At 69.9% G+C, this 15722-nt stretch carries 14 protein-coding genes; 1 reads left to right on the forward strand and 13 read right to left on the reverse strand.

The features are described from left to right. Window positions 1-47 precede the first annotated feature (47 nt). The 9 genes from FMQ63_RS19265 to FMQ63_RS19305 form a co-directional block, all read right to left on the reverse strand. Window positions 48-4532: a PilC/PilY family type IV pilus protein gene (locus tag FMQ63_RS19265; protein ID WP_011551482.1), complete on the reverse strand. Its 4485-nt coding sequence runs from the start codon at window positions 4530-4532 to the stop codon at window positions 48-50. Between the two features lie 33 nt (window positions 4533-4565). Then, entirely contained in the window at window positions 4566-5063 is a 498-nt protein-coding gene (locus FMQ63_RS19270; RefSeq protein ID WP_011551483.1) for a hypothetical protein, read from the reverse strand. A 5-nt stretch (window positions 5064-5068) separates the two neighbouring features. Further along, entirely contained in the window at window positions 5069-6256 is a 1188-nt protein-coding gene (locus tag FMQ63_RS19275; RefSeq protein ID WP_011551484.1) for a PilW family protein, read from the reverse strand. Continuing rightward, the gene (locus FMQ63_RS19280; RefSeq protein WP_011551485.1) at window positions 6253-6807 is read right to left on the reverse strand and encodes a hypothetical protein; all 555 of its coding nucleotides are present in this window, start codon (window positions 6805-6807) and stop codon (window positions 6253-6255) included. The genes FMQ63_RS19275 and FMQ63_RS19280 overlap by 4 nt, the downstream gene beginning before the upstream one ends. Beyond that, window positions 6804-7511, reverse strand: coding sequence for a prepilin-type N-terminal cleavage/methylation domain-containing protein (locus FMQ63_RS19285; protein WP_011551486.1), 708 nt, complete (start codon window positions 7509-7511; stop codon window positions 6804-6806). Before FMQ63_RS19285 ends, FMQ63_RS19280 begins: the two co-directional genes overlap by 4 nt. Next, window positions 7508-7906 (reverse strand): pilus assembly protein N-terminal domain-containing protein, encoded by a 399-nt coding sequence (locus FMQ63_RS19290; RefSeq protein WP_020477757.1) that lies wholly within the window; start codon window positions 7904-7906, stop codon window positions 7508-7510. Before FMQ63_RS19290 ends, FMQ63_RS19285 begins: the two co-directional genes overlap by 4 nt. A 240-nt stretch (window positions 7907-8146) precedes the next feature. Further along, window positions 8147-8524 (reverse strand): peptide chain release factor-like protein, encoded by a 378-nt coding sequence (locus FMQ63_RS19295; RefSeq protein ID WP_026113834.1) that lies wholly within the window; start codon window positions 8522-8524, stop codon window positions 8147-8149. A gap of 239 nt (window positions 8525-8763) precedes the next feature. Beyond that, on the reverse strand, window positions 8764-9480 hold the full coding sequence (locus FMQ63_RS19300; protein ID WP_225909781.1) for a hypothetical protein: 717 nt from the start codon (window positions 9478-9480) through the stop codon (window positions 8764-8766). A 75-nt stretch (window positions 9481-9555) separates the two neighbouring features. Then, on the reverse strand, window positions 9556-10455 hold the full coding sequence (locus FMQ63_RS19305; protein WP_011551490.1) for a histone deacetylase: 900 nt from the start codon (window positions 10453-10455) through the stop codon (window positions 9556-9558). 134 nt (window positions 10456-10589) lie between these two features. Here FMQ63_RS19305 and FMQ63_RS19310 point away from each other — a divergent pair, with 134 nt between their 5' ends. After that, window positions 10590-11852 carry a vWA domain-containing protein gene (locus FMQ63_RS19310; RefSeq protein WP_026113833.1) on the forward strand — a complete coding sequence of 421 codons (1263 nt, stop codon included), beginning with the start codon at window positions 10590-10592 and terminating at the stop codon, window positions 11850-11852. 64 nt (window positions 11853-11916) lie between these two features. Here the strand turns inward: FMQ63_RS19310 and FMQ63_RS19315 are convergent, their stop codons facing one another. The 4 genes from FMQ63_RS19315 to FMQ63_RS19330 form a co-directional block, all read right to left on the reverse strand. Next, window positions 11917-12702, reverse strand: coding sequence for an alpha/beta fold hydrolase (locus FMQ63_RS19315; protein WP_020477756.1), 786 nt, complete (start codon window positions 12700-12702; stop codon window positions 11917-11919). A 38-nt stretch (window positions 12703-12740) separates the two neighbouring features. Further along, window positions 12741-14396: a hypothetical protein gene (locus tag FMQ63_RS19320; RefSeq protein ID WP_011551493.1), complete on the reverse strand. Its 1656-nt coding sequence runs from the start codon at window positions 14394-14396 to the stop codon at window positions 12741-12743. Then, window positions 14393-15214: an ABC transporter ATP-binding protein gene (locus FMQ63_RS19325; RefSeq protein ID WP_020477755.1), complete on the reverse strand. Its 822-nt coding sequence runs from the start codon at window positions 15212-15214 to the stop codon at window positions 14393-14395. The genes FMQ63_RS19320 and FMQ63_RS19325 overlap by 4 nt, the downstream gene beginning before the upstream one ends. Before the next feature lie 90 nt (window positions 15215-15304). Then, entirely contained in the window at window positions 15305-15682 is a 378-nt protein-coding gene (locus FMQ63_RS19330; RefSeq protein ID WP_011551495.1) for a response regulator, read from the reverse strand. Window positions 15683-15722: the final 40 nt, after the last annotated feature.

A 15722-nucleotide genomic window follows, 5' to 3' on the forward strand; every position in this document is an offset into this window, starting at 1 on the left:
CGCCAGACGCCCTCCCCAGGCGAGCGGGGAGGGCGGCCTTCACGTCATCACGGCAGGCAACTGGCCGCGTTCTCGTGGCGGCAGGCGTGCTGCTCCTGGGTGAGGGGTAGCTCGTACACGTTCTGGAGCACCTCGCTGTTCTCCGACACGTCCACCGAGGTGGCCTGGCGCTGTCCGGGCTCCTGCATGACGGCGCTGTATTTCACGCTGCCCGTGGGCGAAATCATCACCGCGGTGGCGGGCTCGGGCGGCGGTGACAGCACCGCGCGCTCCTGGTAGCGCGCGTTCTCGAAGGACGCGGCGCAGTTGGGCAGGCCGCTGAGGAAGTCCGCCTGGTAGAAGCGGGCCCGGGCGGCGGTGCTGCTGCACACCTCGCCGTCCTGCGACGGGTAGATGACGTTCCACAGCGTGCAGCTGGCCACCGTGGCCGCGCCGCCCGCCGTCTTGTGGGTGTGGTTGTCCGTGTACTCCAGCATCCATCCCTTGCCATCGGGCAGGGCGCCCGTCGCGGAGCAGGCGCCGGACGCGTCGCAGGTGATGTTTGTCACGTCCACCAGGTCACCGCTGGTGTCGTTGTCGTTGGTGCGGTCGCTCAGGCGTTCCGCGTCGAACTGGCTCGCCGTCATGGGGCCCTCCGCGGAAACAGCGGTGGCATCCTCGGCGAACGTCTGCCCGGCCACACCGTACACGCGCACGCCGTAGAAGCGATTCTTCCCAATGGCGTTGACGGTGCGGGTCAGCTCCAGGTCCGCGAAGTTGGGCGCCACGTTGCTCACGTCGAGGCAGCGGAAGTTGCCCTCGGCGTCCTTGCCACACTCCACACGCGCGGGGCTCATGGAGGTGTAGTCCTGGGGTGCTCCCGGGCAGGAGCGGGCCTCGTGTCGGGTGAACCGGGCCGACACCACCGTCTGGCCCGGGTCGCCACAGGCGGGCTGCGAGGCCGTCCCACGCGTCAGCGTGGACTGTGCCAGTCCCCGCTGCGTCCACTGGTGCCGCGACTGGGTGATGTTCTCGCCGATGCGGTCCACGCGGTAGTCCACCTCCACGTTGCCGCACCCGTAGCGCGCGCAGGCCTGCGGGTTGTCGAAGCGGCAGATGCCGGCCTGGTCATCCAGCAGCGCGTAGCGGTCACCCGTGCCGACGAGCGCGCGCATGGCGCCCGTGCCCGGCTGGATGCCAATGGAGGGCACGTAATAGAAGGGCCACGTGCGCGTGAGGCTGTCGCCCTGGCCGCCCGACGGACCCACGGCGTCCCGGTCCATCTGGAAGGCGCGCGCGGCGCTCCAGTTGCGGATGAGGCCCGTGCTCGGGTCCAGCGCGCCGGGCACGGACATGCGCGCCACCCACAGCTGGCCGCGCATGTCACCGAAGACGGCCGTATCGAAGAAGCCGTCCTGCTGCACGTTGCCCCCCACGCCGTAGTCCACCAGGGCCACCGGCGCCGCCACGCTATGCGTGAGGTGCTGGGCGGGGCCGTGCTGCTCGCCGCTGGCGTTCGGGTCGTATTCGAACTTCCACCACAGGTTGTCGGTGCGGCCATTCACCTCGGGGGACCACGCGTCCACCATGTAGATGCCGCGGCCCTTCTCCTGGCCGGGGGACCAGCCGCCCGACAGGGCCACCATCCACCGCTCCTGGGTCTCCACGTTGTAGCGGGACACGGGACCGGCCGCGGTGCCCGCCTCCACCAGCACGGGGCCAATGGGCGGCGGCTTGGGGCTGAGCGAGAAGAGCGTCTTGCCGAAGAGGGCGGCCTCCGGGGAGTCCGGCTGCGGGTACATCCACTGCATCCGGGGCGCGCCGAAGCGGCCGGTGCCCGAGTCCGCGCGCAGCTCCAGCGCCACGTAGTGCACGCCGCCGCGTCCCTCCGAAATCACCGCCATCGTGTGGTACTCGGTGGACTGCTTGATGCCGTCCGGCTGCGAGCCGTCCGAGCCGTCCGCCCACACGTCGCGCACCATGATGTCGCCGTCCACGTAGTACTGGTGGCCGCCCGCCATCTCGTGCAGGCGCGACAGCAGGTCGGGCGGGATGAAGGCCCACTCCTCCTCGCCGTTGCTGGGCGAGTACTCAATCATGGGCAGGCCGCCCTCGCAGTTGTCGTTGCTCGCGGTGCTGTCGCGGAAGGCGTGCAGCATGCCGTCGTTGGCGCCCACCAGCACCAGCTTGTCGCGGCGGCGGTAGCGGTGCAGGTACGCGTCATACGCGTCCACCTCCACGGTGTTGCCGCAGCGGCTGATGCTCTCCGTGGCGAGCGGCGTGGGCGACACGCCCAGTTGCTGGCTGTAGAGCGTGCGCGTGCACTGGTTGCTCATGCCCAGGTTGCACAGGAACTTGTCCATGGGCGGGTCCACCAGCACCGGCGCGGAGTGGAAGATGTCGCCCAGCACGGAGCGGCGCACCTCGGTGCGGTTGCCGTTGCCGTCCTCGTCCGCCAGGTCCTGGCCGCGCACGTATTGGATGAGCGTGCGCACGCAGATGTCGTTCACCCAGGTCTGCGCCTGCGCCAGGTTGCCGAAGCCGGGCACCGCGACGCTCATGGCCGCGGCGGCCTGCTGGGGCGTCAGCCGGAGGCCCGTCATCAACGTGCCCGGGTCGATGTCCAGGGGGCTGAGCGACTGCACCGTCGGGCAGACGGGGGTGCCGAGGATGCCGAAGTAGCTCTTCAGCACCTCGCGGTTCTCCACGGTGAACTCGATGGGCGTCGCCGCGTTGTCCGCGGCGGTGAGGCGCCCGTCCTGGTTGCTGTCCGTCACCGTGTAGATCTTCCGGCTGGTCAGCGCCCGGGCCATCAGCGCGCGGCGCGCCTCCCAGAACTGGGCGGCCGGGGTGCTGCCTCCGTCCTTGACGAAGTTGCCAGAGGTGTCCTCGACGACGATGTCCCCGTCCCGGTCCACGACGAAGATGTCGTCCATGTCACCGTCGCCGTTCTTGTCGACACCTTCCACGAACTCGTTGAACTGGTTGAAGCGCCACAAGTCGCCGCGCCAGGCGCTGTCACCGGAGGCGGGCGACATGCGCGGCATCAGCGCGCTGAGCGTGGAGCTGCCCGTCTGGAACGAAGAGATGGCCGCGGCGGCGAACGCGATGTTCCGGTTCTGCACGTCGTCGACGATGGCCTGGAGCGCCGTCTTCAGCTGGCTGGAGTTGGTGGCCGCGTAGAATCGCCCGCCGCCCGCGTCCGCGGTGACGCGCAGCAGGTTGATGGCCTGCGTGTTCGTCAGCGCGAAGCCCACGGTGTAGGTGGCCACCGCCTGCGACCCTGACAGCTCCGGCCGCAGGTCGTTCGTCCACATCCACTTGGCGATGCGGTGGATGTGGCTGCTGGAGCCGCCGCTGTTGCTGCCCTGGCTGGCCGCGGCGCAGTTGGAGCAGGGGACGTCCAGGTTGCGCACCTGGGCCGGGACCTGGGCGGAGTCACCGCCGGGCTCGTTGGGCTCCCCGTCCGTGAGCAGAATCATGGCGTTGAAGCCGCAGGTGAAGCAGGTGGCGGCTCGTCCGGGCGCGGCCTCGTCGTTGAAGCCCGAGTCGCGCAGGTAGTCGCTGCCGAACCAGTCGGGGAATGGGTCGCTGCCGGCGGAGCGGAAGTAGGTGCTGGCCCCCCACATGGCCTGTGTCAGGGGCGTGCCCGTGTTGAAGCGCAGCCCGTTCCGCATCTTGCTGAGCAGGTTGTTGCGGTGATCTTCACGCTTCGCGCCGCTGAGCGAGTCGCCGCAGCTGGGGCCAAAGCGCTCGAAGCGCACCACGTCCTGGCCGCTCCACTTCGCCGTGTCGGTGGCTTCGCTGCTCGCGGAGAACGTCACCACACCGAAGCGCGTGCGCTCCGAGTCCTTGAGCACCTGGCTGATGACGTTGACGGCGGAGTGGCCGCGCGGCGAATAGAAGTTGAGGAAGTTACCGGAAGCCACGCGCTTCTCTTGCGTGTATTGGAAGTAGCCCTTCGTCGCGAGGCACTGCGCGCACGCGGCGCGGGCGGCGGCCTGGGTGTTGTTGTTGCCGGAGTCCACCACCTGGGCGCACGCCTCTGCCGCGGTGCCACTGATGACAGTGTTGGGCGGCGGCTCGTTGAATTTCACCGGGTTGCGGGTCATCCCGAAGCTGGACTGCGAGGTGCTGCCGCTGCCATCGAAGCGGTAGTAGCTGGTGGGCACGAACCAGGGCGAGTCCTGGTTGGTCAGCGACAGCCACATCCGCGGGTACGCGACGTTGGCGTCGTAGTTCAGCTCGTCGATGTTGGCCTGACGGCAGCCGGGGAAGGTGCCGGAGCTGTTTTTGGAATAGCTGTGGGAGTCGTTGTTGCTCCAGGCGATGGGCCAGTACGCCATGGAGCCCGACGTATCCAGGATGAGCAGGATGTTGGGCGGGCCGCTGGGGCTGGTGAAGAAGCGCTCGTCGCTGCCGCGCGCGGGGTTGAGCAGCGCGTCCAGGCGGGAGGTGGACTGGAGGCTGCAAGACGCCGGGTCCTGCGCGAGCGCGCCAGGGGCGGCCAGCAGCACGGACAGGGCTGTCAGGGTGGAGAAGAGTGCCTTCATGGGGGGCTCGGGGAAGGGCGGAGTCGGAAGGGGTCAGATGCCGAAGCGGAAGACGAACTCGGTCTCGGCCTGCCGGCCTCCGGGTTCGTCACACATGACGACCACGCGGTAGTAGCTGCCGCCGGCCGTGCCTTCTCGAAGGGTGTTGGCCGCGTCGCTCACCTGGTCCTTGCCGCTGCTGAACGAGGACGAGGCGAGCACCGCGGCCGTGGGCGCCGACGCGGTGTCACCCAGGTGGGCGGTGCGCATGACGCTGCTGTCGGCGACGACCTGGTCGTCTTGCAGCACCTGCTCCAGGCTGATGCTGGTGACGGGCACGGCGCCGGTGCCGAACACCTTCAGCCGCGAAAGCAGGTAGCGCCGCGCCGTCTCCGCGCAGGCCTCCACGCGGTCGCTGCGCGTCTTGGCCACGGCGGCGGACTGGTTGCGGCCGGTGAAGGTGATGGCGCCCACCACGAGCAGCAGCAGCACCGTCAGGGCAATCAGGGTGATGGCCAGGGCGCTGCCCCGGCGTGAGGCGAAGTGGGTCATGATGGCTAGCCTCCCCAGACGTTCTTGATGTCACCGGCGACGCCTTCGGCGCGCAGCTCGGGGATGAAGAAGGCGCGGGACGTCATGTTGGGAATGCGGACGGACGTCTCCACGGTGGTGCGGAAGAACATGTCCTCGGGATTCACGGGGTCCGCGTTGAAGAGCCTGCGGCCCTGGTTCTTCGTGCCTGAGGGCAGCGGGCGCGCCGAGCGCACCGTGAGGCCCACGCCCACCGAACGGATGTTGGCTGGGTTCATGTTGTAGCGGAGGGGCGCGTCGTACGGCGTGCTGTACGTGGGTGCGGGAACGTGGTCGTCGTACTTGGGCAGCACGACGGCGTCCTCGTCACCCAGCACCCAGGCCATGCCGCTGCCCACGGCGCCGTCGGGCGCGGGCAGGCCGGCGCAGCAGGCGGAATTCGCGGGCGGCCGGTTCATCTGGTAGCTGACCTGGAAGGACTCCACGTCCACGGCGATGGGGTCGAAGTCGGCGTTCTCCGCCCAGCCGTGCTTCACCACCAGGTACGGGCGCCCACCGTACGCCTCCACGCGCAGCCGCTTCTCATGCACCAGCATGACGAAGGGCATGCGGCCGGTGTCCGTCATGCAGGACTTGGGCACATCGCCAGGGAGGCCCGCGGCGAGCGCGGTGTTCAGCGTGGCGCTGGTGCCATCCGCGGCAACGTCCGCCGTCAGCCGCCCGAGGAAGTAGTCCTGACCGCCCGGACAGGCGATGAGCATGGCCTGCCCCTGGCGCAGCGGCTGGCCGAAGGTCGCGGCGGGCTCCAGCTCCAACTGGAAGGGCTCCGCCCCGGTGCCGTCGAGCTGGCCGCGGCGCAGGAACATCGGGTCGCGGTAGCGGAAGGCCAGGTCGTCGGTGACGAAGTTGCCCCAGTCCTCCACTTCCTGCGTGTAGTTGTCCTTGCGGGCCTCCGGCAGGCCCATCGTGCCGAAGTCGAAGGCGATGGCGGGGTCCAGCCCGTAGCCCGCGTAGCGCAGCGTGCGGTTGAGGAAGTCGGAGCCCACGCGGCTGCCTTCGACGGCCGTCTTGGAGACGGTGTTGCTCTGGAAGATGTTGTTGACGGCGATGATGGTCCCCGCCACCGCCAGCAGCACCACCGAGGAGACGGTGATGCCGACCAGCAACTCGATGAGCGTGAAGCCGCGGCGCGCGTGCGTCCTGGGGGCGTTCACAGCTCCACCCCCGCGCCGTTCTCCGCCGGGTTGTAGAGCGCGACGAACTGCTTGACGTAGCGGCGCTGGCCGGCGCTGCGGAAGGACACCACCACCGCGACCGAGTCGATGGCCTGCGCCGGCGTCCAGACGAGGACGCGGCGGTAGTGCTCGCTCTCCTCCGGCGAGTAGCCGGGCACCACGCGGAGCAGCGGGTCTCCGGCCGCGGTCTCGAAGGCGTCCAGGTCCACGACGCAGGCGTCGGGCAGGGTCGCGAGGCCGCCGGCCAGCTCGAGCGTCTCCGCGGCGCCGGCGCAGCGCGCGCTGGACAGCGGCCCGACGTCCGCGAAGAGGCGGGCGCGCCCCTGGAGCTGGATGCCGGAGCGCACCTGCGAGGCGATGGCGCTGGCCTGCGACAGGCGGTTGGCGGCGGCGTTCTGCTGGCTGGCGAAGATGAGCCCGCCGAAGACGCCGCTGATGCCCATGGCGAGGATGGCGGCGGCCGCCATGCCTTCGATGAGCGTGGCGCCGCGCATGTGGGCTCGGCGGGATGCGGGATTCAGGCGCCTCATCGGTTGACCCTCATGTCGACGAAGCCAACGGGCGCGGAGACGGCGAAGAGGTATTCGCGCTGCCCGTCGGTGGAGAGAAGGGCCAGCGACGCGGCCCGATTCACGGCGCCGTTGCCGGCGGGGATGACTGGCTGGCCCGCGCCGTCCACGAAGCGCGCGGAGCCGTCACCGCGGAAGACGATGGCGCCCCGCCGCGGCGCGCCGCTGCAGAAGCTGCAGGCCGTGGGGGCCAGTCCCTCGAAGATGCCGGTCCACGCCAGGTTGCCGCTGGCGCCGAAGCGCACGGTGCGCTGCGAGTAGCGGTCCATGTACATGGCGTCCATCAACCGGCCCTGGTCCGCGGAAGGCTGGATGTCCAGCGGGGGCGAGAAGGTGCCGAAGCTCAGCTGTCCGCCGGCGCCCGCGGCGTCTCCGAAGTTGCGCAGGCGGTCCTCCAGCAGGAACCAGGCGCCATGGCCCGCGCCGGCCTGACCCTCCGGATTGATGTCCGGGTAGATGATGAGCCACACGTCGGCCTGACGGTCCACGGCGCGGGCCCGGGCCTCGGCGAGCGCGCCGGACAGGTCGGCGGCCGCGTTCTGCGGACCCGCCCGCGCGCTGAGCTGCGCGTAGCCCGCGTAGGCCAGCGCGGCCAGCACCGCGATGATGGCGAGGACGATGCTGACCTCCAGCAGCGTCATTCCGCGTGCGTCGCGCCGGCTCACTTGGCGACCTCCACGCGCACGCTCAGGGGCTGCCTGCTGCCCTGGCGCCACACGAGCACCTCGGACACGCCCAGGCTCAGCCCCTGGACCATGATTTGATTCGGCTCACCGAGCGACGCCTCGACCACCGCGGAGGACTGGACCCTCACGCGCTCGGCGTTCTCCACGATGAACTGCGTCTGATGAAGGGGCTCCACCTGCACCACCAGGCCGGACGGCTGCGCGTTCTTCGCCTCGACGGCGTAGTCCGGCTCAGGCGCGGCGGCGGTGGCGGCGTCCTGGGCCCACGCGGCGGAGGCGGCCAGCGTCAGTGCCAGGGGCGCCCACAGCTTCCAGCGGGGCGCGCGGGAACGGTACTTCTGGGAAGGCGTCGGAAAAACTGTGAGCAAGGGCATGGGGGAATGTCCTGCGGGCACAATGACCCCTGGGGGCTGGGGCAATGGAGACACGCGGGTGTCTTTGCACACCTCGTGCCTCCCTGCCTGGCGGGCCAAGTCCCCGACACTCCATGGCAAATTCCCAGGAGGAGGTCCCTGCGAGCAGCAGATGACCTCGCAACGTCTGCGAGCTCGCAAACTTTAGGCGCACCCTGACTGTCCGGCGACAGGGTGACTGGAGTCCTGATGGACCCTGGGTCACCAGCCGGATTTGCTGTTTCTCAGGGCCTTTTTTTCGGAGGTGCGCTTCTTGCCTTCCAGGCGCCGCCGCTTGGAGCCGGCGGTGGGCTTGGTGGCCCGCCGCACCTTGGGCACGAAGGTGAGGACCTTGAGTCCCTCGCGCAGACGCTCCAGCGCCACGCCCTTGTTCTGCACCTGGCTGCGGCGCTCGGTGGCGCTGACGGACAACTCGGTGGGGGCATGCGTGAGGCGCACGCCGCTGGCGGTGGTGTTGCGGTGCTGGCCCCCCGGGCCCGAGGCGATGAAGTAGTCCACCTCACACGCCTTCAGGAGGGACTCGTCGTCCAGCTTGAGGGCGTCCAGCGCGGCCTGCCGGCGGGTGGGTGAAATGCTCATGGCTGTCTTCAAGGTATCCCTCCCAGGCCCCTTCGCGCACTGCTGCCGTGCGTGCAGGCCCCGGCGCTGGACGGGGCCCCGTCGTCAGTCTGACGGGGGATTTCAAGTTGACCGGGGTGGGCCCTCGAATGGATTCGGGCATGAGGCGGCTCCGGGACGAAGCCCCCTGAGGCCAGTGGGTTGGCCCCTCGTCCGTGGGCCGCTCGGAGGGCCGGCGGCGTGCGCCTCGCGTGGCGGTGCTAGCGCACGTTGATGGTGGTGCCCGTGCTGGCCTGCCGTCCGTCCTCGCTGGTGGCGGTGATGGAGGCGGCGACGGGCACGCGGGTCATGCCGCGGTCGGTGTCGATGTAGGGCTCCACGAACGTCTGGTCCGCGGGGATGGTGACCGTGGGCATGCTGATGCGGCGGGTGGGCGATTCCAGGGCGACGGTGACGGGGCCGGTGAAGCCCTCCGCCCGCGTCACGGTGATGCGCACCTTCTCGTTCTGACCGGCGAACAGGTCCAACTGGCGCGGCTCGATGGTGACGGAGAAGTCCGGCTGGGCCACGGGCGGCGGAAGGATGACGAGGAAGATGTTGGCGCTGGCCGCGAACGTCTCCGTGGCGTTGGTGGCCATCAGCTGGGCGCGCATCATGCCCCGGGCCTGCGTGTCCTGCGCCACCGAGTAGGTGGCGGTCGCGGTGACGCTGGGCTCGCCTTCGGGCAGGACGATTTCCGGCGTGAGCGTCACGCCCTCGGGCGCATTCTGGAGGTTGATGCGGAACGCGCTCTGGTCGTCGCCCTCGCGCCGCACGGTGATGTCCACCGGAAGGCTCTCGCCCGGAATGGCGGTGAGGGTGTCGGGGAGGTCAAAGGCGATGCGGAAGAAGGGCCCGTCGCTGCCGCAGGACAAAGCGAGCGCGCTGCCGACGAGGAACAGGCCCCGGAAAAGGGACCGGCGGAGGGATGGGGTCATGTTCTTGAATCTCCTGGTGCGTGCCAGCATCCGTCCACCGTGGCACCCGGGCAAGCCGCTCCAGAGCAGGCGGGCTCAGCGGAACAGCGCACGGGCCACTTCATAGGTGCCCACGTGCGCATCAATCGTGGCGGACAGGGGTTTCGCGTAGCCGCCGCCCAGGGTGAGCACCGCGGGGATGCCCCGTTGGCGTGCGGCCTCGAGCACCAGCCTGTCGCGCGCTCTCAGTCCGGCGTGAGTGAGGGACAGCCGTCCCAGCGCGTCTTCCGTGAGCGGGTCCACGCCCGCCTGGAAGAAGAGGATGCAGGCGCCCGCGCTGTCGAGCACCTCGGGCAGGTGCAGGGCGAGCGCGTCCAGGTATGCCGCGTCTCCCGTGCCGTCTGGCAGGCCCACGTCGAGGTGGGAGGGCTGCTTGCGGAAGGGGAAGTTGTTTTCTCCGTGCATGGAGAAGGTGAAGACGGAGTCGTCGCCGGTGAAGACGGCGGCGGTGCCGTTGCCCTGGTGGACGTCCAGGTCCACCACCACGGCCCGGCGGATGTCACGCGAGGCCTGGAGCACGCGGATGGCCACCGCGATGTCATTGAAGACGCAGAAGCCCTCGCCGTGGTCCGGAAAGCCGTGGTGCGTGCCGCCGGAGAGGTTGCCGCCGATGCCGTCCTGGAGCGCCGCGCGGGCGGCGTCGAGGGTGCCCGCCACCGCGGCGGAGAAGCGCCGCATCAGCTCGGGGGACCAGGGGAAGCCGAGGCGCCGTTGCTCGGCGTCGGTGAGGGTGCCCTGGGACAGCGCGTCGAGGTAGCGGGGCGTGTGGACGCGCGCGAGGTCCTGGCGTGGGCAGGGCGTGGATTCGGTGAGGGATTCCGGGGTGAGCACGCCCCGCTCCAGGAGCGCCTCGCGCAGCAGCCGGTACTTCTCCATGGGGAAGCGGTGGCCGGGAGGCAACGGGACTTCGTAGCTGTCCGAATGGAAGACGCGCACGCGGAAGGTGCCCTAACTCCAGGGCCGGGCGGGTGCAACCGGCGGCGCGTGTGAGAAATCGACCGGGGGCGTAGACCCAGGGGCGAAGTCATTCGTTTCGAACCTCGCCGTCGTCCTTCCCCTTGGAGAACGCCATGGACCGCAAGTCCCTGTCGCGCGCCGCGCTGTCGGCCGCGCTCGTCACCGCTCTGTCCGCTGCCCTGTCCCTGGCCGAGGAGAGCCCGATTCTCAAGCCCGTGGAGAAGCCCGCGCCCGCCAAGACGGCGACGCCGGCCGCTCAGGCGAAGCCCGCTCCGAACCAGAAGCCCGCGCAGCCGGCGCCGTCCCAGCAGCAGCAGGTCCCCGCCGCCGCCCGGCCGGAGATTGAAGTGGTGTTCGTGCTGGATACGACGGGCTCGATGAGCGGGCTGCTGGAGGGGGCGAAGCGGAAAATCTATTCCATCGCCTCGCGCATCGCGCAGGGCCGTCCGACGCCGCACCTGAAGGTGGGGCTGGTGGCCTACCGCGACGTGGGCGACGACTACGTCACGAAGCGCTTCGACCTGAGCGACGACCTGGACACGGTGTTCGCCAACCTGCGCAAGTTCGAGGCGGGTGGCGGCGGGGATACGCCCGAGCATGTGGGGCGCGGGCTGGGCGAGGCCGTGTCCAAGCTGTCCTGGAGCAAGAACCGCGAGGTGATGAAGGCCATCTTCCTGGTGGGGGACGCGCCCCCGGCGCAGCGCAACGACGACTGGGACTTCAAGCACTGGGCGAAGAAGGCCCGGGAGAAGCACATCGTCGTGAACACCGTGCGGTGCGGCGGGGATGCAGAGACGGAGGCGTCGTGGCGGTTCGTGGCGAAGCTGACGGACGGCACCTTCGACTCCATTGACCAGGGCGGTGGCATGGTCGCCGTCGCCACGCCGTATGACGCGGAGCTGGCGAAGGTGAACGCGGAGCTGGCCACCAAGACGCTCTACACGGGCCGCAGGGAGGTCCAGGCGGAGAACATGGCGCGCGCCGCTTCCATGGGGGCGCTGGCGCCGGAGGCGGCGGCCGAGCGCATCAGCTACATGAAGAAGACGCGCGGCGGTGGGGCCGCGGGAGCCCCCGCGAGCAGCGCGCCCAAGGCGGTGGGCGGCGCGGTGGACCTGGTGGAGGCGCCGTCCGCGCTGGATGGCGTGAAAGCGGACGAGCTCCCCACCGAGCTCAAGGGCATGTCCAAGGAGGCTCAGGTCGCGAAGGTGAGGGCGCTCTCCGAGGAGAAGAAGGCGCTGGAGAAGAAGGCGGAGACGCTGGCCGCGGAGCGCGAGGCGTGGCTGACGAAGAACGCTCCCGAGAAGGAGGACGCCTTCGACGCCAACGTGATGAAGGGCGTGAAGGCGCAGGCCGCCCGCTACAACATCGCCTACTGAGCGTCAGCGAAGCGGGGGACAGGAAGCCGCGGGCGCGCTTGGAGGCGTCCGCGGCTTTCGCGTGTCAGGCGTGGGCGCGCAGGAACTCCAGCAGCGCCGGATTGACGGCTTCCGGGTGCGTCATGTTCGCCGCGTGTGCGGCGCCGGGAACCGGGACGAAGCGCACGCTGCCGGGCAGCGTCTGGTGCAGGTGCTCGCCGTGGACCGGGGGCATGCCGTGGTCCTCCAGCCCGTGGAAGACGATGGCGGGGCAGCGAATCTCCGTCAGCCGTCCGGAGATGTCGTCCCGGTCGATGAGCGAGCGGATGGCGTTGGCGAAGTGTCCGCCGGGGATTTGCCGCCAGCGTGGCAGCCAGGTGTCGAAGTAGCGCGTGTCCCCGATGATGGCCTGTGCCAGCCCCTGCACCAGCGGGTCGATGGGGCCCTGCGTCTCCCAGATGTCGGCGGACTGCTGGTAGGCGGCGCGGGTGGGTGCGTCGTCGTTGGTGCCCCGGGTGCTCAGCAGCACCAGCGCCCGGACGCGCTCGGGGTGCTTCAGCGCCACGCGCAGCGCGCTGTATCCGCCCTGGGACATGCCGCCCACGACGGCTCGCTCGATGCCCAGGTGGTCCAGCAGCGCCACGCAGTCCGCGGCCGAGTCCCACGGCGTGAAGGGCTTGCCGTCCCAGCGTGTCTGCCCGAAGCCGCGGGCATCCCAGCGGATGACGCGGAACTCGGGAGCGAGCGCCGCCACCTGCGCGTCGAACATCCGGTGGTCCATGAGGAAGCCATGGCCCAGGATGATGGGCCGGCCGTTTCCACCGGAGTCCTCGAAGTAGATTCCCTGTCCATTCAGCTCGGCGATGGGCATGGCCCCTCCGTCTATCACCCCCGGGAAGGCCGCGCGCGCTACTCCCGCGTCACCGCCTGGAGCACCACTTCACGCCGCCGCTCCAGCAGCCGCAGCGCCAGGGGAAGCACCCCGCGATACAGCGCCACGTTCAACGCGGCGGCCAGGAGAATCATCGCCGCCGTGTGCCACGTGGGCCCTTCCTTGCCCGCCAGCTTGAGCGCCCAGCCGAAGGGCATGCAGCCCGCGCTGGCCGCGAGGATGCCCAGCATGGAGGCCGTCAGCGGAACCTTGTCCCGCCGCTTGAGGCTCGCGTGGAACTTCACCGGGAAGTACAGCGACAGGAAGTTGCCCGCGGCCAGCAGCATGGGCACCACGGCGCCCACGGCCGCCATGGCGCACAGCATGTCCAGCCCGGTGCCGAAGCCGAAGTACACCCGGTAGAAGAGCGCCACCATTGCCGCCATCCCGAGCGCCGCCGCGCCCTGCACTTGATTCTTCGCGCGCAGCACGTCCGCCAGGTCCAGGGGCGCCGCCAGGAAGGCCGCGAAGCCCTGTCCGTCGTACGCGAAGGTGTTCTGGGAGAACGTGGACGCAATCACCACCGCGCCGTAGATGCACAGGCCCCCCATCAGCCACGCATCCGCCGAGCCGCCCAGGAGGAACACGAACAAGTCCCTTCCGGACAGCAGCTTCAGCAGGATGGCCAGGATGAAGGGCACCGACGCCAGCAGCCGCGCGCGCGGGTTGCGCCACAGGTCCAGGGCCTCGCGCGTCACCAGCGTGGTGTAGCGCGTCCGCGTGGTGGCGAACGGGTTGCTATCCCCCGAGTCCTTGCTCGAGCCCCCCGCGCGGCCCGCCTGCCGGTGAAAGCGCATCAGCAGCGCGTAGGCCACCGCCATGCCCACGCCCGCGAAGAAGAGCAGCGCCGCCGCCTCGAACATGGCCGCCCGGGGCCGGTGCCAGGCGAGCTGCGCCAGCGCGTCTCCGAAGAGCCCCGGGGGCACGCGGCCCAGCGCCACCGCCGCGTTGATGATGAGGGACATGTCCAGCGCGTCCACGCCCGCCTCGCCCACCGCCGTCAGCCACGAGGTGTCGATGGGCGGAATGAACGACGCGCCCAGGAGGAAGAGCGCCAGTCCTCCGCCCATGATTTCCGCGCTGTGCTTCGCCCGCAGCACGTTGATGACGGCGTACAGCGCCACCCGGCTCCAGGCCGCGCACAGGAGCGCGAAGAGGACGTAGAGGACCACCGCCAGCCACGGCATGTACAGCACATAGACGGACGCGAAGCCCAGCGCGGCCCCGGTGAGCGGCGCGTAGAAGACGAGCGCGCGCGGCTCGAAGAGGCTGGCCACCGTCGACGCGATGAGCAGCCGGAAGGGGGAGATGGGGAAGGCGGCGTAGCGGCTCAGCTCGGAGTGGTCATCCACACCCGCGGACAACAGCGGCCACGTCACCCACACCGAGAAGGTGACGAAGCACAGCAGGTTGAGGATGAAGTAGGGCCACACGTCGCTCTCCGCGATGGGCCGCAGCCGCATCAGCGCGAAGAACGTCAGGCCCAGGAAGAGGCCCGGCGCGCTCGACGCGGCGAATGCGGCCACCGCCAGCAGCCGGCTGCGTCCGGGGCCCTGATTCAACCCGATGTCGAAGCGCAGCCCCCACAGCAGCCACAGGTGCCGGAAGAAGCCGGGCACGGCGGGGCGGCTCATGCGGTCTCCTGGCGCAGCGGCGTCACGGACGCGGGCGCCTCACCGTAGAAGGACAGGCGCGCGTTGCGCGAGGCCGGTACGGAGATGAGCTTCTCGAACACCGCCTCCAACGACGGGCACTCGTATCGCGACAGCAGCGAGCCCACCGGCCCCTGGTCCAGCATGCGGCCGCCGCGGATGATGCCCGCGTGCGTGGCCAGCCGCTCGGCGATCTCCAGCACGTGCGTGGTGAGCAGCAGCGTCACCCCTCGGCGACTCAGCTCGCGCAGGAGCTCGCGGATGACGCCGGCGGCCAGCACGTCGATGCCCTCGAAGGGCTCGTCCAGCAGCACCAGCTCCGGCGCGTGGATCAGCGCCGCGGCGATGGCGAGCCTCCGGCGCATGCCCTTGGAGTACTCCGCCACCAGCGCGCCGGCCTTGTAGGTGAGCTCCGTCAGCTCCAGCAGCTCGGTGGCGCGCGCGGCGGCCTCGTCGCCGTCCAGCCCGTACATGCGCGCGCAGAAGGTGAGGTACTGCCGGCCGGTGAGCCGCTCGAAGAGGCTCAGCTCCTCCGGCACCACGCCGACGCGGCGCTTCACTTCCATGGGCCTGGCCACCGCGTCCACCCCGAGCATGCGGATGGAGCCCGCGTCGGGACCGTACACCCCGGTCAGCAAGGCGATGCTGGTGGACTTCCCGGCCCCGTTGGGGCCCAGGTACGCGTAGAAGGCGCCGCGGGGAATCTGCAGGTCCAGGCCGTTGAGCGCGCTGAAGCCGCCAAAGCGCTTCTGCAGTCCGCGGGCGTCGACCGCCAGGTCATCAGTGGGAGAGGGCATCATGGAATGTCCTCCATCTCACCCGAGCCCGGCACCGGGGGACAATCCCCACCCGTCAACAGGGGGATGCCCGCTGGCTCCTACGGTGCCGTCTCAGTGGACGAGCGACATCTCCGGCGGACCGGCAATCTGCTGCACCGTCATCCGCACCTTGTCCAGGTCCACGGGCTTGGAGATGTAGCCCGCGGCGCCCACGAGCTCGGCCTCCCATTCGAAGCCGTAGCCGGAGATGATGATGATGGGCAGACCCCGCGCACGGGGCATCTTCTTGAGTGCGTCGAGCAATCCCCAACCGCTCATGACTGGCATCCGCAAGTCGAGCAGCACGGCGGAGGGCATGTCTCCCTCCAGCAGGTCCAGCGCCTCACGACCGTTGGCCGCTTGAACCGTGGGATAGCCCATTTCCTCGAGTGCATCGCAGATGAGCGTGCGGTGGCTCGCGTCGTCATCGACGACCAGGATGTGGGACATGGCAGGGCCTCGGAAGCTGCGGCTGGGTGTGGCGCCGCGA

The sequence above is a fragment of the Myxococcus sp. CA005 genome (assembly GCF_006518205.1).
In the GTDB taxonomy this organism is placed as follows: domain Bacteria; phylum Myxococcota; class Myxococcia; order Myxococcales; family Myxococcaceae; genus Myxococcus; species Myxococcus xanthus.